The sequence below is a fragment of the Xanthomonas nasturtii genome (genome assembly GCF_023337365.3).
GTDB lineage: Bacteria > Pseudomonadota > Gammaproteobacteria > Xanthomonadales > Xanthomonadaceae > Xanthomonas > Xanthomonas nasturtii.
In genome coordinates this window covers 4,346,727-4,364,770 of sequence record NZ_CP142084.2, presented here as the reverse complement: position 1 = coordinate 4,364,770, position 18,044 = coordinate 4,346,727, and the positions used below count along the sequence as shown (strand labels likewise).

Annotated in this window: 11 protein-coding genes and 1 pseudogene; 7 read left to right on the top strand and 5 right to left on the bottom strand. The window is 65.7% G+C overall.

Annotation, left to right across the window (positions count from 1 at the left end; translation table 11 throughout):
* Positions 1-94: 94 nt before the first annotated feature.
* The 3 genes from M3O59_RS19125 to ubiK all read right to left on the bottom strand — a co-directional run bounded on the left by M3O59_RS19125 (position 95) and on the right by ubiK (position 2,751).
* The gene (locus tag M3O59_RS19125) at positions 95-604 is read right to left on the bottom strand and encodes a lipocalin family protein (protein ID WP_147308505.1); all 510 of its coding nucleotides are present in this window, start codon (positions 602-604) and stop codon (positions 95-97) included.
* 331 nt (positions 605-935) lie between these two features.
* The gene (locus tag M3O59_RS19120; protein WP_116906034.1) at positions 936-2,456 is read right to left on the bottom strand and encodes a YifB family Mg chelatase-like AAA ATPase; all 1,521 of its coding nucleotides are present in this window, start codon (positions 2,454-2,456) and stop codon (positions 936-938) included.
* A gap of 16 nt (positions 2,457-2,472) precedes the next feature.
* Positions 2,473-2,751 carry a ubiquinone biosynthesis accessory factor UbiK gene (ubiK, locus tag M3O59_RS19115; protein ID WP_064632685.1) on the bottom strand — a complete coding sequence of 93 codons (279 nt, stop codon included), beginning with the start codon at positions 2,749-2,751 and terminating at the stop codon, positions 2,473-2,475.
* Positions 2,752-2,904: 153 nt separating this feature from the next.
* On the opposite strand from ubiK, the gene M3O59_RS19110 reads away from it, so the two are divergent.
* Entirely contained in the window at positions 2,905-3,279 is a 375-nt protein-coding gene (locus tag M3O59_RS19110) for a P-II family nitrogen regulator (RefSeq protein ID WP_199680230.1), read from the top strand.
* 430 nt (positions 3,280-3,709) lie between these two features.
* Complete coding sequence (locus tag M3O59_RS19105; protein ID WP_116906033.1) at positions 3,710-5,695, top strand: beta-N-acetylglucosaminidase domain-containing protein; 1,986 nt, start codon at positions 3,710-3,712, stop codon at positions 5,693-5,695.
* Between the two features lie 220 nt (positions 5,696-5,915).
* Here M3O59_RS19105 and M3O59_RS19100 read toward each other — a convergent pair.
* Positions 5,916-6,470, bottom strand: a pseudogene (locus M3O59_RS19100) (RIO1 family regulatory kinase/ATPase domain-containing protein); the annotation flags it as partial.
* Between the two features lie 240 nt (positions 6,471-6,710).
* Here M3O59_RS19100 and M3O59_RS19095 point away from each other — a divergent pair.
* Both M3O59_RS19095 and M3O59_RS19090 read left to right on the top strand, forming a co-directional pair.
* Positions 6,711-7,523: an outer membrane beta-barrel protein gene (locus M3O59_RS19095; protein ID WP_116906032.1), complete on the top strand. Its 813-nt coding sequence runs from the start codon at positions 6,711-6,713 to the stop codon at positions 7,521-7,523.
* Positions 7,524-7,715: 192 nt separating this feature from the next.
* A complete protein-coding gene (locus tag M3O59_RS19090) occupies positions 7,716-8,327 on the top strand; it encodes a PH domain-containing protein (RefSeq protein WP_116906031.1) in 612 nt (203 codons plus the stop codon).
* Positions 8,328-8,697: 370 nt separating this feature from the next.
* On the opposite strand, the gene speE is transcribed toward M3O59_RS19090, so the two are convergent.
* A complete protein-coding gene (gene speE, locus M3O59_RS19085; protein ID WP_116906030.1) occupies positions 8,698-9,555 on the bottom strand; it encodes a polyamine aminopropyltransferase in 858 nt (285 codons plus the stop codon).
* Between the two features lie 235 nt (positions 9,556-9,790).
* Here speE and speA point away from each other — a divergent pair, with 235 nt between their 5' ends.
* The 3 genes from speA to M3O59_RS19070 all read left to right on the top strand — a co-directional run bounded on the left by speA (position 9,791) and on the right by M3O59_RS19070 (position 17,904).
* Positions 9,791-11,677, top strand: coding sequence for an arginine decarboxylase (speA, locus tag M3O59_RS19080; protein ID WP_249046049.1), 1,887 nt, complete (start codon positions 9,791-9,793; stop codon positions 11,675-11,677).
* 967 nt (positions 11,678-12,644) lie between these two features.
* Positions 12,645-16,568 carry an amino acid adenylation domain-containing protein gene (locus tag M3O59_RS19075; RefSeq protein ID WP_249047071.1) on the top strand — a complete coding sequence of 1,308 codons (3,924 nt, stop codon included), beginning with the start codon at positions 12,645-12,647 and terminating at the stop codon, positions 16,566-16,568.
* Positions 16,561-17,904 (top strand): glycosyltransferase, encoded by a 1,344-nt coding sequence (locus M3O59_RS19070; RefSeq protein WP_064632668.1) that lies wholly within the window; start codon positions 16,561-16,563, stop codon positions 17,902-17,904. The genes M3O59_RS19075 and M3O59_RS19070 overlap by 8 nt, the downstream gene beginning before the upstream one ends.
* The last annotated feature ends 140 nt before the right edge of the window (positions 17,905-18,044 follow it).

The window sequence follows — 18,044 nt, the reverse complement described above, 5'->3', positions numbered from 1 at the left end:
ACCCCAGTTCCCTGTGCGAACGAGACACTCGCCGCGCAAGGGTGCGGGCTCTCGCCGTGAGAGTGCTGGCAGCCTTTGGAGCTGCGCGCAGCCGTCAGGGAAGCGGTTGCTCGGTCAGTCGCCCGGTGTGCGGGGTATGGATCAGCGGGGCCAGGTCGAAGCCCTGTTCGCGTGCGTGCGCCAGATAGGCCTGGGCGATGTTTTCGTCCAGCTTTGGCAGCCTTGCCAGCAGCCACAGGTACTTGCGGTCGGGACCGCCGACCAGCGCAGCGGTGTAGTCCGCATCGATACGCATCACCCAGTAATCGCCTTTGGTGAAAGGAATCCAGCGCAGGCCTTCGGGCAGGAAGGTGACTTCCAGCCGCGCATGGCTGTCGTCGATGGCGCGCGCCTCGCCGATTGCTTCTTCCAACGCGCCTTCGGCGGTCAGGCAGCGGTTCTGCACCCGCACCGTGCCATCGTCCTGCAGCGAATAGTGCGCCGAGACATCGGTGCAGTCCGCATCCTCGAAGCGAATGGGCAGGCGGGCGATTTCGTACCAGGTGCCCAGATAGCGATTCAGATCCAGCGAGGGAACGGTAGCGAGTTCGCGGTGGTGGCTCATACGGGCCTCTGCACAATGGAGTGGCGCCCGTTGTACGTGCATCGCCATGAAATGAATGTTGGGATGCCGGACAGGGCGGGAGCTGGGCGTGCTTGGGTATTGATGCTGCGCCTTGAACACGTTGAACCATCGACCAGCGTGTCCCCCACTGATTGAGCGGGTCAGGAGTTGAACGCCATATGGGCGGCGAACGACGTAGCACCCTTGCGACGAAGTAACACCCTTGGAAGTTACGTAGCGTCCTAACACTGCGCGTGCCATGCATGTGCAGCCCAGTGTGGCCGTGCCTGACCCCAACATCGCACGCCGCTGGATGACCCCACCCAGCGCGCTATGCGGCGCTGGCGGCGCTCAGCGCGCGATCCAGTTTGCGGTAGCCGATGGCTTCGGTGAGATGGCGCGTGGCGATGTCTGCGCAGTCGTCGAGATCGGCGATGGTGCGTGCCACGCGCAGGATGCGGTGCATCGAGCGCGCGGACAGCTGCAGGTGTTCGATCGCGCGCTCCAGCAGCAACTGATCGTCATGCTGCAGGCGGCAATGGCGGTCGGTGTCGGCTTGATCCAGTTGCGCATTGGGCAAGGTGCTGCGCGTCAGTTGTCGCTGCCGTGCGGCGATCACGCGAACACGTACGCTGGCGCTGTCCTCGCCCAGGTTGCCGCTGCGCAGCGCCTGCGGTGGCAGCCGTGGCACTTCGACATGCAGATCGATGCGGTCCAGCAACGGGCCGGAGATGCGGCTGCGATAGCGGCGGATACTGTCGCTGCTGCAGCGGCACCGCCCGCTGCCATCGCCCGCCCAACCGCATGGGCAGGGGTTCATGGCCGCGACCAGCTGGAAACGTGCCGGGAAATCCACGCTGCGCGCCGCGCGCGAGATCGTGACCAGGCCCGATTCCAGCGGCTCTCGCAGCACTTCCAGGGTCTGCCGTTGCCACTCGGGCAATTCGTCCAGAAACAGCACGCCGTTGTGGGCCAGCGAGATCTCGCCGGGGCGCGGATGCGTGCCACCGCCGACCAGGGCAACCGCGCTGGCAGTGTGATGCGGGGCGCGGTAGGGCCGTTGCCGCCATCGGGCCAGATCCAGTCCGCGGCCGCTGATCGAGGTGATCGCGGCCGTTTCCAGGGCTTCGGCTTCGCTGGCGTCGGGCAACAGGCCGGGCAAGCGCGAAGCCAGCAAGGTCTTGCCGCAGCCGGGGCTGCCGACCAGAAGCAGGTGATGGGCCCCGGCAGCGGCGATCTCCAGCGCGCGGCGGGCGTGCGGTTGCCCGCGGACATCGGCCATGTCGGGCAGGGCGCGCGCGCCGAGCGCCTGCACCGCCAGTTCGGCGGCGGGCGCCCTCTGGCTGCCGTTGAGTGCGGCGCAGACATCCAGCAGGGTGCGTGCGGTGAAGGCTTCGACGTGCCCGGCGATGGCGGCTTCGGCACCGTTGGCCAGCGGCACGATCAGCCCTCGCCCGGCCTGCGCGGCCGCCAGCGCGGCGGGCAGGACGCCGTCGACACCGCGCAGCTCGCCGGTGAGTGCCAGCTCGCCGAGGAATTCGTACTCGGCCAGCGCCTGGCGGTCGATCTGCCCGCTGGCGGCCAGGATGCCCAGTGCGATCGGCAGGTCGAAACGGCCGCCTTCCTTGGGCAGGTCGGCCGGTGCCAGGTTGATGGTGATGCGCCGGGCGGGGAATTCGAACTGTGCGCACAGCAGCGCGGCACGCACGCGTTCGCGTGATTCGCGCACTGCTGCTTCGGGCAGGCCCACGATCTGGGTGGAGGGGAGACCGCCGGAGAGATGCACCTCCACCCGAACTTCAGGCGCATGCACCCCCACGCGGGCACGGCTGTGCACCAGCGCCAGACTCATGATGGAAGGCCTTAACTCAGGGAGTGGTGGGCGGTGCGGCGGGCGGCGTACCGGGCGCGCGCGCTTCCAGTGCGGCGACCGTCTGCTCCAGCGCGTCGAGTTTTTCGCGGGTGCGCAGCAATACCGCACGCTGCACGTCGAACTCTTCGCGGGTGACCAGGTCCAGCTTGCCCAGCCCGGCCTGCAGCGCGCCCTTGAAGGTGCTCTGCAGTTCTTCGCGCGATTGGCGCAGGCCCGGTGGCACCAGGTCGCTGAGGCGGCGGGCGAGGTCGTCGAGCTGATTGAAATCGATCATGGTGTTCTCCGCAGGTCCGTAGGAAGCCTAATGCAGGCCGGGATATGCGGGACATCGGCAAGGCAGTCGGCAGGCAGTAAGGATAGTCCCATTCGGCTGTGGTCCGAGGTGACGGCGCTGCCGCATTGGATGAGTGTTGCCTGCGTCCACGGTATGCTGCGCGGCCGTCATGCCCTGGGATCTGCACCGATGAAAATGATCATGGCCATCGTCAAACCGTTCAAGCTCGACGATGTGCGCGAAGCGCTCGCCGGCTGCGGCGTGGCAGGCATCACGGTGACCGAGGTCAAAGGCTTCGGCCGGCAGAAGGGTCACACCGAGCTGTATCGCGGCGCCGAATACGTGGTCGATTTCCTGCCCAAGGTGAAGATCGAGGTGGCGGTGACCGACGACCAGGCCGAACGCGTGGTCGAGGCGATCGTGGCGGCGGCCGGCACCGGCAAGATCGGCGACGGCAAGGTGTTCGTGTACGACCTGGGCACGGTGGTGCGCATCCGCACCGGCGAGCTGGATAGCGACGCGCTGTAGGTCGCGGCTTAAAGCTGCCCGGCAAGGAGTCGTCAGGTGGGTGTTGGCGACACGCAGGAATGCAGCGTGCGCGTGGCACATGCCGATGCCGGGCACCGGTCGTCTGCGCCTGGCGATTGTCGTTATGGCGATGGCTGACGGGCTGACGAGTGAGTGCATTCCCGAGCCGGCGACAGCGCATGGGGACCATCCCGGCCAACGAAGCTCATACCATTTAAATACCGCACATGGCGCCGCCGGGCTCGCCCTGATCGGCGCTGGCGCTGGGCGGACGCGTAACTAAACCGTGCTAAGTGGTCCGGCAACCGTGCTAAGTGGTCCGGCAACCGTGCTAAGTGGTCCGGCCCAGACGCGAATGCGGCCGCGCTTGTCGCCACTGCGCGACTTGCCTACTCTAGGGCGTAATACCATTCCAATACCGGAGTTCGACATGAAGCGACGCAACAGCAAGCCGGGCATGCGCCTGCTTTCGGTATTGGTCGGGCTGGGCGTGGCCGCCCCGACATTCGCGCAGGCGGTGATCGACCCGGTGACCCAGCCGGCGATCTATCCGACGCCGGTGTCGATCACTCTGGACGGCGCGACGGTCAGCTTGGGCCGGTCGGTGGTGCTGGTGGTCGCGCCGGGCGCGGACAAGGCCACAGTCGCGCTGGTGCGCAGCATCCTCACGACGGCCGGCGTCAGCAAAATTGCCACTGCCACGCGTCTGCCTGCCACGCTGGACCGCCCGCACATCGTGCTCGGTACCGGCGATGCCGCAGTGGTGCGCGACGCGCTGACGCGCAGCAGGGCGGTGCAGGACACGCACAAGGAGGGCTACACGCTGGCCAGCGTTGCCCTCGATCGCGGCAGCCTGATCACGCTGGCCGGTCACGACGGCGATGGCCTGTTCCACGCGGCGCAGACGCTGCGTCAGCTGCTCGAGCGGCCGGCCATCCCGACGCTGACGATCCAGGATTACCCGGCCATGCCGATCCGCGGCACGATCGAGGGCTTCTACGGCGCGCCGTGGTCGATGAGCGACCGCAGCAAGCACATCGACTTCCTTGCCCGCACCAAGGCCAACACCTTCATCTACAGCCCGAAGGACGACCCCTACGCGCGCGATCGCTGGCGCGAACCGTACCCGAAGGCGACCTTGAAGGCGCTGGGCCAGCTGGCTGCCACTGCCAAGCGCAATCACGTCGATTTCGTCTATGCGATTTCGCCGGGCCCCACCGTGTGCTTCTCCGATCCGGCCGATGCCAAGGCGCTACTGCGCAAGTTCGATGCGTTCCGTGCACTGGGTGTACGCAGTTTCTATGTGGCGCTGGACGACATCGAATACACCAAATGGAATTGCGAGCGCGACAAGACCACCTTCGGTGAGTCCGGCGCGCAGGCGGCGGGCATCGCGCAATCGCATCTGCTCAATCTGGTGCAGGCCGATCTGGTTGCGCGCCACGATGCAGCGTCGGAATTGATCATGGTGCCGACGGAGTATTACGACGCCAAGGAAAGCCCGTACAAGGAGGCGCTGCGCAAGCATCTGGACCCGAAGGTGGTGGTGCAGTGGACCGGCACCGACGTGGTGCCGCCGGCCATTTCCATCCCCGATGCACGTGCTGCCACCAAGGCGTTCGGCCGCAAGACGCTGCTGTGGGACAACTACCCGGTCAACGATTTCGAGACCTCGGCCGGGCGCCTGCTGATGGCGCCGTATGCGCGGCGCGAGGCCGGCCTGTCGGCCGAGTTGTCGGGCATCGTCTCCAACCCGATGAATCAGGAAGTGCCCAGCCGCGTGGCGGTGATGGGCGTGACCGCATTCGCCTGGAACGACAAAGGCTACGACGCACAACGCACCTGGCATGCGGCGGCGCGCGATCTGGCCGGCGGCGATACGCGCGTCACCGCAGCGTTGCTGACCTTCTTCGATACCCAGCACCTGGCGCCCACCTTCGGCAGCCAGCCGTGGCAGGAGCAGGCGCCACGGCTGAAGGCCGTGCTCGACCATGTGCGCGAAGCGATCGCGCTGGGCGATACGGCAGCGCGCACGCAGGCGATCGCCGAACTGGCGCGCACTGCCGACGAGCTGGCGGCCGCGCCGCAGATCATCCGCGACGGCGTGGCCGACAAGGGCTTTGCCGCGCAATCGCGTCCCTGGCTGGAGGCAATGGAAGGCTGGGGCCGCGCGCTGCAGAAGACCGCAGCCGGGCTGGATGCGGCCAGTCGCGGCGACACGCAGGCGCCCGCGTTGTTTGCGCAGGCGGCTGCGCTTGCAGCCAACGCCGCGGCCATCCCATCGATTCCCGGCGCCACCCGCTTCGGGGGCCCGGTCAAGATCGCCGACGGCGTGCTCGACCGGTTCGTCACCGATGCACCGAGCTTGATCGCCTATCGCGCGCCGGCAGTTGCCGCTTCGGCACCGGCAAAGTGATGGGTTGATGCGCAGGCACCGCGACGCGCATGGGTGCCTGTTCGCGTCGCGGTGCAGGCAAACGCGGCAGCGCCACTGCCACTGCATCGCAGCACATGGCGTGGCATAGAGCGCTCGAAGGATGTTGCGCTCTGCAGATCAAACCGATGCAATCAGCGCAGCGGATGACGTAGCAAGTTGGCCAGCCGCTCCAAGAGCGGCTTTCGGTCAGCAACGCTGGTTATGCAGTGCCTTTCAAACGCCGATAAAGCCGCTTCCAGCCGCTGCGAATGGCATGCACCCAGCGCGGTTCGGCGCTGCGTGCCGACTCGTCGGCCGTCGGTGCGATGCCGGCCAGGCGCTGGCGCATTTTCTGGAAGTTGGCCACGTCGCTGCGCTGCAGTTGACGCGTCAGCGTGCCGCGACGCAACCAGCGCGGGAATCGCCACGCCGAAGTGAAATCGATCAGCACCGGCACGCCTGCACTGACCACCACATTGGTGCCATGCAGGTCGTTATGGGTGATGCCGAACGCATGCAGCCGGCGTAACGCCTGCTGCAGTTGCTGAAAGACCTCCTGGCCCACTACCGCGCTGGCGCTGAGCGTGTCGCCGGGAATGAACTCCATGCCCAGCGCCAGGCCGCCCAGCGTGCCGAGCAGGGCCGGCGCATGCCGCCAGCCCTTCAGCTGCGCCAGCATCCTGGCCTCGTGGCGCACCATCAGCCGCGCGATCGGGGCCAGCAGCGTGCGGCGATAGCGGCCGTAGTCCTTGACCACCGCCAGCTGCCCATCCACTCCCTTCTTGACAGCTGCTGAGACTCCAGACACTGTGCCGGCTGCGGTCAGGGGGCTGCATCACGCGTGAGTACGCGCACGTTCTCAGGGACGGCGCCTGGATCGATGTCGCACGACATCCGGTGATGCGGGGAAAGCCCCCGAATTGGACAGCAACTGCGCCACTTCCAGACGCCGTCAGGTGACCCCTGCGTGCGCAAGGATGCGGGAACGATGGAGTACGACTCATTGGGGGAAGCGATGAAAAGGACCGCAACACTGCTGTTGGCCTGCACGGCCTTCGGCGTCACGGCACAGGCCTCGGCGCAATCGTTGTCGCGCGGCTGGGACAGCTACCGGCAACAGCAAAAGCAGCAGACCGGCACGCAGGACGCGAGTGCGCCGGCAGCGCAGTCGTCGCGCCCCTCGCAAGCCGGCATCGGCGGCGCGCCGGTTGCCGTCGGTGGAAGCGGCACCAGCCAGACCGGTGAGGCTGGCGGATTCAGTACGGTGGCCGAGCAGGCGTCGACAGTAGCGGCGCCGGTCGCGCCTGCCTACGTACCGCCGCCGCTGCGCGAAGAAGAGCAGCGCCTCAAGAGCGGCCTGTTCCTTGGCGTGCAGAGTGGCAAAGCCAAGGTGTTTGAAAACGGCAAGCAGGATATGCAGGGCTTTAACGTTGGCTACCGCTGGCGCGCAGGTCCGGTCACATTGATCGGCATCGAAGCGGCAACCGGGAAAGTGGATGGTTCCAAGGATGCGGATGGCTTTGTCGTCATTCCCAATGTGGATTTTGGCAGCATCGGTGGAACGGCACGCTTCAACTTTGGCGATGTTCCCCTTTTTGCGCTCGTGCGGCTGGGCTATTGGGGCGGCAAGGCGAAAGGTGAGGACTACAACGAGCGCGTCTATGGCGCCTACGTCGGCGCCGGTCTTGGCGTAGATATCGGCAAGCACGTCAGCTTGAGCGCGCTGTACACGAATTATGTCTACGCTGACGAGTATTACGACGACTACGAAGATCTCACGATCAATCGTGCCGAAGTGCTGAGTTTCGGAGCCGAAGTCCGCTTCTGATGCGGGGCGATGGTCACGAAGGGCGGGCGGCAACGTCCGCCCTTTTTCGTGAGCTGGCATTGCATCGGCTGCGCAGTTGAGCGCAGCGAAGGTGACGCCGTGCCGCCGGCGCTCATCGGCATTGCACACCCATCCATGCGGGTTGTTGTAGTGTCGCGCTCAACGCAGTGAATCAGCCGTAGGCGAGGGCAGATGGACGCATTGGCGCAGTTTTTGACAGACGAGCAGGACCCGGTGGCAGTCGGCAAGATCCTGCCCAAGGTCACCGAGTTGCTGACCCGCGACGAGCAGGTCGAGTACATCGCCGTGCAGAAGAAGATGGTGATGAACCTGTCGCCGGATGCGGTGGTACTGACCAACCGCAGGTTCATCGTGGTCTACCCCAAGTTGTTCGGCATGACATTCCGCGATTTTCCCTGGCGCGAGGTGCTGGATGTGCACATGAGCGAACAGATGCTTGGGGCGACCATCATGTGCCGCACCACGCAAGGCGCGTACGCATCCATCGACAGCCTGCCCAAGAAACAGGCGCGGCGCGTCTATGCCTATGCGCAGCAGGTGGAAGAATCCGCCTACGAAAAGCGCCAGCAGCTGGAGATCGACAAGTTGCGTGCGGCGGCCGGCGGTGTGGTGGTGCACGCGCCGGGTGCGCACGGCGCGGCAGTGCCATCTCAGGCCAGTGCCGTTCCCGCCACAGACGATCCGGTGCAGGTGTTGAGCAAGCTCAGGCAATTGCTGGATGCGGGGCTGGTCACGCAGGACGAATTCGACGCCAAGAAAACGGAAATCCTGGCCCGGTTATAGGCTGCGCGGTCCCATACATTGGTCGGCATGGCATGGGCAGCGGCATCGACGGCAGCGTGACGCTGCAATGGCGCGCAAGACCGCTGCATCCCGCGCACGACTGCACTGTCGATCGATCGCCGTTCGAGGGAATGTGAGCGGCGCATCGCCGCACCATCGGCATCGGTGCGCCAGCACACCAGGCGCAACGCACTGGCAGATCAGCCCGCGCGTTGCAGGCGCGCAGGCAGTCTCGTCAACGGGTGGCTGCCGACAACCTGGGCGTCACTGCCAGGCCGTTGCGGCCGGTGTCGTTAATCGGCCGCAACCATTCAAGCATCGCGCCTGCGCCCGCCGTCCGCGCCCGCAGGCGAAGGGTTGTTCGCTGCGCTTACTCGCCCAACGCCTTGGCCACAAACGGCGGGGCGACCAGCACGCCGGTGTGCAGGTGGGCGGTGTAATACAGCGTCTCGAAGCCCGTGGCCTGCGCGGCGTCCTGACGGAACGCAAAATCGGCCTTGGCCTGCTTGCTGGCCATGGTCACGCTCCACCAGCCGGTGGGGTAGCACGGCTGCGGGAACGGCAGGGTCTTGAACGACTGGAAGCCGGCCTTGCCCATTTCGGTGCGCATCTGGTTGATCAGGTCCAGCAGCGCCAGCGGCGATTCGGACTGCTGCACCAGGATGCCGTCGTCCTTCAACGCCTTGAAGCAGCTCTCATAGAACGCCTTGTTGAACAGGCCCTCGGCCGGGCCCACCGGGTCGGTGGAATCGACGATCACGATATCCACGCTGCCGGCCGGGCAGTTGGCCATGTACGCCACGCCGTCGTCGAACAACAGTTCGGCGCGCGCATCGTGGTTGGAGTCGCACAGCTCGGGGAAATAGGTCTCCGACATGCGGGTGACCTGCTCGTCGATATCGCACTGGGTGGCGCTTTCCACGCCCGGGTGCTTGAGCACTTCGCGCAGGGTGCCGCAGTCGCCGCCGCCGATGATCACCACGCGCTTGGGTGCGGGATGGGTGAACAGCGCCGGGTGGCTGATCATCTCGTGATAGAAGAAGTTGTCGCGGCTGGTCAGCATCACCGCGCCGTCGATGAGCATCAACTTGCCCCAATCGGTGGTCTGGTAGATCTCGATCTTCTGGAACGGGGACTGCACCTCGTCCAGCTTGCCGCTGATGCGGAAGCCGATCGCCGAGCCGGTCGGCTGGAAGTGTTCGATGTACCAGTTGTCGTTGGCGCTCATGCAAAAAATCCTGAAAAGAAAGGGGAGCTGTTCCTTCTCCCACCGGGAGAAGGTGGCGCAAAGCGCCGGATGAGGGTCGGGCGCAGCCTCGTACAGTCAAACTGCGCGGTGGCTGAACCTGCATTCCACCCGCTCCAATCAGGCGAGGGGCGTGAATCGGCGCGGATTGTAACGGACCCTGCGCATGCCAGGCGTTACACTTCACGCCCTTTTTTATTCCAGCCGAGACAGCGAAATGAGCGATTGGTCCCTCGACCAAGCCCGCAAGACCTATTCGATCCCGCATTGGGCCGACGGGTATTTCGATGTGAATGCTGCCGGCCACGTGGTGGTCAGCCCCACCGTCGACGGCCCGGCGGTGTCGCTGCCCGAGGTGGTGGACGCCGCGCGCGCGGCCGGCGCCAAGCTGCCGCTACTGGTGCGCTTCCCGGACATCCTGGGCCAGCGCCTTGGCAAGTTGCAGGCGGCTTTTGCGCAAGCGCAGTCGGAATGGGATTACGCCGGTGGCTACACTGCGGTGTATCCGATCAAGGTCAATCAGCATCGCGGCGTGGCCGGCACCCTGGCCGGCCACCACGGCGACGGTTTCGGGCTGGAAGCGGGCAGCAAGCCGGAGCTGATGGCGGTGCTGGCACTGTCGCGTCCGGGCGGGCTGATCGTGTGCAACGGCTACAAGGATCGCGAATACATCCGCCTGGCGCTGATCGGGCGCAAGCTCGGCCTGCAGACCTTCATCGTCATTGAAAAGCCTTCCGAGCTGAAGCTGGTGCTGGAAGAGGCGCGCGCGCTGGAGGTCAAGCCGGGCCTGGGTGTGCGCATGCGGCTGGCCTCGCTGGGCGCAGGCAAGTGGCAGAACAGCGGTGGCGACAAGGCCAAGTTCGGGCTCTCGCCGCGCCAGGTGCTGGACCTGTGGAAGACCTTGCGCGACACCGAGTACGCCGATTGCCTGCAGTTGCTGCATTTCCACATGGGCTCGCAGATCTCCAACGTGCGCGACATCGCCAACGGCATGCGCGAGGCCACCCGCTATTTCGTGGAGCTGTCGCGCCTGGGCGCGAAGATCAGCCACGTAGATGTCGGCGGCGGCCTGGGTATCGATTACGAAGGCACCCGCTCGCGCAGTTATTGCTCGATCAACTACGGCCTGCATTCGTATGCCAGCAACATCGTGCAGCCGCTGGCCAGCGCCTGCGAAGAACACGGCCTGACCCCGCCGCGCATCGTCACCGAATGCGGGCGCGCGATGACTGCGCACCATGCGGTGCTGATCGCCAACGTGTCCGAAGTGGAGCAGGCGCCGGAAGGCCGCGTGCCGGATGCGCACGACGACGAACCGGCGGCGATCCGCCACCTGCGCGAGATCCACGACGAACTGGATGTGCGCCCGGCGGTGGAACTGTTCCAGGAAGCGCAGCACTTCCATGCCGAAGGCTTGAGCGCGTATGCACTGGGCCAGATCGACCTGACCCACCGTGCGCGCATCGACGACCTGTTCTATGCCATCGCGCACGGCGTACGTGCGCGCCTGAGCTTCGACGAAAAGAGCCATCGCCCGGTGCTGGACGAGCTCAACGAGCGGCTGGTGGACAAGTACTTCGTCAACTTCAGCGTGTTCGAGTCGATCCCGGATGTGTGGGCGATCGACCAGGTATTTCCGATCGTGCCGATCGAGCGCTTGAACGAGGCGCCGCAGCGGCGCGGCATCATCGCCGACATGACCTGCGATTCGGACGGCATGGTCAAGACCTATGTCGAGAACGAAAGCCTGGACAGCTCGTTGCCGTTGCACACGTTGAACCCGGGCGAAAGCTACCGCATCGGTTTCTTTCTGGTAGGTGCCTACCAGGAAATCCTGGGCGATATCCATAACCTATTCGGCGATACCGATGCGGTGGAAGTGGCCGTGGATGGCGATGGCTATCGCATCGCCCAGCAGCGCCGCGGCGATACCACCGATGTGATGCTGGACTACGTGGGCTATCAGCTGGATACGCTGCGCGCCACCTATGCCGAGCGCATCGCCGCCGCGCAGCTGTCGCCCGAGCGCGCACAGGAGCTCAGCGCGGCGCTGGAAGCCGGCCTCACCGGCTACACCTATCTGTCCGACGAACCGTTGGGCTGATCGTGCACGCGCTGCGGCAGGTGCCGCAGCGCCGAGGGAAGCACAACACGCTGGTGCAGCGGTTGCGGGCGTGTTTGAAGCATCGCCGGATAGGCGTGCCGGTGGGCTACCGGCGCCGCCGAGCTGTCCTGATGCGTTGCTGTGCCCCGTGTTGTATTGCCTTGCGCAGGCCGCTGCGGGCCTGCGCAGCCTGCTGCTACGCAGGCCCGCAGCGAGAAATGCGGCTGGTGCGGACGGCATGCCACGCGTCGCAAGCCATGGCGGTGCACGTTTTCAGTGCGTTGTGCTGCAGACCGATGACAACCGGACGACCGTTGCGTGATCGTTGCCCGCAACGGGCACTGACGCCGTAAAACGCACTTCTCTCTCAAAGTGATTTACCGAATAACGTAATTGCAGCAACGTCGATGCATCACTGGTCTTATTCAAACGCTCATCGGATATACCAAGCAAAGCGCGAATTCCGCTTGAAAGCAGCATTTATCGCCCACGACGCATAAGGCGAGCTGTCGTTGTGGTCCATCTGGACTTTGGTGCCGGAGTTGAACGTATGTATGCATCCAGAACACTAGTTGAAATCACACTTCGGTAAAAATATTTCGTGCACCACGTGTGTTTCGTGATTTTTTGCACGGTTTCAGACCTGCGCGAATTGTTAGTGTTCGTTTTACCTGTAGGAATGTAAGCGCTGCAAATAAGACAGTTGCGCATCGTGGTTTCGATGGTGTGCGTTGCTTCGCTGGGCATCTTTAATTGTGCGTTTCCATCGTGTATTGCCGGCACTCGCTGGTAGTCGGCGGTGTTTCTTACCTCTCATTTTCTCAGGCCAGGTGCTGATTCGGCGTTCATTGACCGCATGACGGTCAAGGTGCATCGACGGACTGCGCGCCACACCAGAAGGATGCACGCAATGCACGCTGACGCCTCTCCTGTTTTTCCTTTGACCAAAGCGCAACGCGGCCTGTGGGTGGCCAGCAAATTGCACACCGACAACACGCTGATGTTGTCCGAGGCGCTGGAAATGTTCGGCCCGCTGGATCCCGCGTTGCTGATCCGCGCCACCTTGCAGCTGGCGCGCGAGTTCGACACCTTGCGGCTGTGCATCGTCGAAGAAGACGGTGCGCCGCGGCAGGTGGTACTGCCCGAGTACACCGCCCCGGTGCCGTATTTCAACGTCAGCGAAGATCCTTCGCCGCGCAATGCTGCCGAGCATTGGGTGGATGAAGAGATCCGCAAGCCGGAGGACCTGCACAACGGGCCGTTGTGGCATTGCGCGGTGTTCCGCCTGGGCGAGGATCACCACATGTGGGTGCAGTGCGTCAGCCATCTGGTGATGGATGGCTATTGCGCATCGATCATGATGCAGCGCATGTCGGTGCTCTATAACGCCTACGTGACCAACGTGGAGCCCGAGCCTGCGCAATACGGCAGCGCGCTGTCGCTGATCGAACTGGAGCAGCAGTACCGCGAGTCCGATCGCTTCCAGCGCGATCGCACCTACTGGATGCAGCAGTTGGCCGATCTGCCGCCGCCGGCCACGCTGGCGCGGCCGGGCAATCATCTGTCCACCGGGTTGTTGCGCGGCACCGGGCAGTTTTCGCCGCAGCAGGTGGTGCGTTTGCGCGCGTTGGGCAAGGAGCACGGCGCCAGCCTGCCGCAGATGCTGATCTCGCTGATTGCCGCGTACTACTACCGCTGCACCGGTGCCGAGGATCTGGTGCTGGCCATGCCGGTGACCGGCCGCATCAATGCGCGCTACCGGCAAACCGCAGGCCTGGTCGCCAATGTGGTTTCGCTGCGCCTGAAAATGGATCCGCAACAGCCGATCCACAGCCTGTTCGCGCAGGTCTCCTCGGTGGTGCGGCATGCCTTGCGCCATCAGCAGTATCGTTTCGAAGATGTGCGCCGCGACCTGGGCATGTTCGGCATCGAGCAGAAATTCGCGCGGCTGGCAGTGAACATCGAGGCCTTCGATTACACCTTGCGTTTCGGCGAGGCGTACGCGGTACCGCACAACCTCTCCAACGGCCCGGCCGACGACCTGACCATCTTCTGCTACGAGCGTGGCGATGGCGCGGCACTGCGGTTCGATCTGGATGCCAACCCGGCGTTGTACGACAGCGATGAGCTGGCCGAACATTGCCGCCGTCTGACCCATCTGGCCGATGCGGTGCTGGCCGACCCGGAATGTGCGCTGGGCCAGGTCGATGTGCTCGGCGACAGTGAACGCCGACGCCTGCTGCACACCTGGAACAACACCGCAGCGTCGCTGCCGGAACCGGCCACGCTGTTGCATGGCATGCTGCAACGTGCCGAGTTGATGCCCGCCGCGGTGGTGGTGCAATACGACAACCGCACGCTGGATTACGCCACGCTGTGCGAACTCGCTTCGCGTATCGCTGCGCAATGGGTGGCCGATGGCGTGGGCCCTGGCGATGTGGTTGCGGTGGCCTTGCCGCGTAGCGAGCAACTGCTGGTTGCGTTGCTGGCGGTGATGTGGAGCGGTGCGGCGTACCTGCCGCTGGATCCGGAAAGCCCGGCCGCGCGCAACCGCCAGATGCTCAACGATTCCGGTGCGATCGCCCTGGTGTGCGAACCGGCCTTGTGCGAGCGCTACCTGCTCGGCGGCATGGTCTGGCTGGATCCGCGCCCGGCCGTGTTGCCGGAAGCGATCGCACCGCTCGCCACACCGGACGGCACCGCCTACGTGCTGTACACCTCCGGCTCGACCGGCGCGCCCAAGGGCGTGGAAATCAGCCACCGCAACCTGTTCAATTTCCTGCATGCGATGGAGCACGAGCTGGCATTGCGTCCGCGCGATCGTGTGCTGGCAGTCACCACCATCACCTTCGACATCGCCGGGCTGGAGTTGTATCTGCCGTTGCTGGTGGGCGCGCGGGTGGTCATCGCACCAGCCGGCATCACCCACGACCCGCGCAGCCTCGCGCGCCTGATCGCGCACGAACAGATCAGCGTGGTGCAGGCCACGCCATCGCTGTGGCGCATCCTGCTGGCCAACCAGGATCTGGCGCTGGATCGCATCCACGCGTTGATCGGCGGCGAAGCGCTGGTGCCGGAGCTGGCCACGCACTTGCTGAGCCGGGTGGGGCGCCTGACCCAGTTGTACGGCCCCACCGAAACCACCATCTGGTCCACCATCATGCCGTTGCAGCTGAGCGATGCCGGCGCACCGCCGATCGGCAGGCCGCTGCTCAATACGCGCGTCTACGTGCTGGATGCGCAGCGGCAACCGCTGCCGACCGGTGCGATCGGCGAGTTGTACATCGGTGGCGCCGGCGTGGCCAAGGGCTATCGTGGCAAACGCCAGCTGACCAGCGAGCGCTTCATGCGCGATCCGTTCGCCGACGATGGCAGCAGCATGTACCGCACCGGCGACCGCGTACGTCAGCGGTGCGATGGTCTGCTGGAATTCATCGGGCGCGCCGATGCGCAATTGAAGATCCGCGGGCATCGGGTGGAGCCGGCCGAAATCGAAAACGCGTTGCTGCTGCATTCGCAGGTGGCGCAGGCGGTGGTGGTAGGCCACAGCGATGGCGATCACGCCTTGCAGTTGCTGGCCTATGTGGTGGGCAAGCACGGCAGCACGCCATCGACCGAACTGCTGCGCGCGCATCTGCAGCAGCGGTTGCCCGCATCGATGATTCCCACCCTGTGGGTGCCGCTGGCGGCATTGCCGCTGACCTCCAACGGCAAGCTGGATCGGCGCGCATTGCCGGCGCCCGGTGCGCTGCCGCAACGCGCGCACCTGGCGCCGCGCGATGCGCTCGAACGCCAGCTGGCGGCAGTGTTGCAGGACGTGCTGGGGATCGAAGTGGTGGGCGTGGACGACAACTTCTTCGAACTCGGCGGCGACTCGCTGCGTGCGGCGGAAATGGCTGCGCGTTTCCCGCAGCTGTTCGGGGTGGAATTGCCGCTGGGTACGCTGTTCCATGCGCCGACGATCGCCGGCCTGGCCGAGGTGATCAAGCGCAGCGCGCACACGCCCAACGACCCGTTGAGCGTGCTGCTGCCGCTGCGTGCGGGCACGGACGGCATCACGCCGCTGTTCTGCATCCACCCGGTGGTCGGGCTGGGCTGGTCGTATCTGACCTTGCTCGGTCAGCTGGATCCGCAGTGGCCGGTGTATGCACTGCAATCGCCGGCATTGAGCGACCCGCAGCATCGCCCGGAAAGTATCGAGGCGATCGCGCGCGACTACCTGGCGCGGCTGCGCAGCGTGCAGCCGGCCGGGCCGTACCGGTTGCTGGGGTGGTCGTTGGGCGGGCTGATCGCGCACGCCATGACCGCCGAGTTGCTTGCGCTTGGAGAAGAAGTCGAGTTGCTGGCCATGCTCGACAGTTACCCGCATCTGGAGCAGGCCGCATCGCTGCCGGAATCGGAGAACGTGCGCGCCTCGGTGCACGCGCTGGGCCTGCATCCGGCACCGGGCCAGCCGATGCCGACCACGGTGGCCGAACTGGCCAGCCTGCTGTGGGCGCACTACGGGCTGGACGATCTGCCCGCGGTGCGCCAGCTGCTCGAACAACGCCCCACGCTGCTGGACGATATGGGAGGTATGACCCAGCATCACCTGCAGCTGGCGCGGCGTCATCGGCCCAAGCCGCTGGACCAGGACGTGCTGTTCGTCGAAGCCAGCGTGCGCATGAGTTCCGGCGGCGATGAGGCGGTGTGGGTGGATTACCGCCCGCAGGCCTGGCGCCCATACGTGCGCAACCTGCACCTGCACGCGCTGGACAGCGATCACCATTCGATGCTGTCGTCGGCGCATTCGGCCACGCTCAGTGGTTTGCTGCATGCAGCCACCGCGCAAGCCGCGCAACGCAGCGGCAGCATCGCCACCGCCAGCGACGGGGTGGCCGAATATGCCTGAGTCTCTTGCTGGCATCACGCCCACCCGTCCGGTGGTGATCGCCACCCTGGGCACCCACGGCGATGTGCGGCCGATCATCGCGTTGGGCCGCGGCCTGCAGGCGCGCGGCTACCCGGTGCGGGTCCTGACCAGCAGCAATTTCGAAGCGATGATCCGCGCCAACGGGCTGGAATTCTTCCCGCTCAGCGGCGATCACCAGAAGCTGCTGCAGGGCAACCCGGAGGTGGCCGAGATGCGTGGTGGCTGGCGCGGCATCTGGGGCACCTTGCGCGCGCAGCTGCTGAGCTGGGCACGCGACTGGGCCGAGCAGGGCCGCGCGGCCTGCGCCGATGCCGGTTTGATCCTTGGCGTGGGCAGTGCGAGTTTTCTGGCGCATAGCCTGGGCCAGGCGTACGGCGTGCCGGTGGTGTTCGCGCAACTGCAGCCGCTCACCGCGTCGCGCCATCTGCCGTTGATGGTGATGCCCAGCGTGCGTCTGCCGGGGCGGGTGAGCGTGGCGCTGCATCACCTGGTGCGCTTTGCCGGCTGGCAGCTGCTGCGGCCGGCGCTCAACGACATCGTGCGCCCGGCACTGGGGTTGCCGGCGTATCCCTGGACCGGCCCGGATCGCAGTGCGCTGCGGGTGATCTATGGCTACAGCGCGCAGCTGTGCCCGCGCCCGCCGGATTGGCCGCCCAGCGCGCAGGTTTGCGGGTTCTGGCAACTGCCGCAGCCGCAGTGGCAACCACCGGCGGCGCTGCAGGCGTTTCTGCAGGCCGGCCCGCCGCCGCTGTACATCGGCTTCGGCAGCATGACCAGCAGCGATGCGGCGCAGCTCACTGCCACGGTCAAGGCGGCAGTGCGGCTGACCGGGCAACGCGCCTTGCTGGCCAGCGGCTGGGGCGGGCTGGCGGCCGGGGAGAGCGCTGCCGACGAGGACGCCGAGCGCTTTTTCAATCTGGAACAGGCCCCGCACGATTGGCTATTCCCGCGCGTGGCGGTGGCGGTGCATCACGGCGGCGCCGGTACCACCGGCGCGGCGCTGACGGCCGGGGTGCCGTCGGTGGTGTTGCCGTTCGGCTACGACCAACCGTTCTGGGCGCATTGCCTGGCCCAGCGCGGCATTGCGCCGCCGGCGCTGGCGCGGGTCGGGTTGCAGCCGGAAACCCTGGCCGCCGCCATCCAGCAGGCGAGCGCGCCGGCCATGCGTGCGGCTGCGCGCGCGCTCGGTCAACGCATCCGCGACGAAGACGGTGTACGCAATGCGGTCGATCAGCTGGAAGCCTGGCAACTGCTTGCACCGGCTGCAGCGCTGCCAGCAGCGATCGCACGCACTGAACAGCACGCTGTCGCGTAACGGATCGAGCAATATGCCGTCGCGTAAGCGTGGGGACGCTGCGGATCAGGCCGCAGCGTTCGCAACGTGCAGTGCAGCGTCTAGCGCGGCACTGCGTGGTTGGCAGCGGCATGCGAGTCTGCGTACGCGTGTCGCAATCG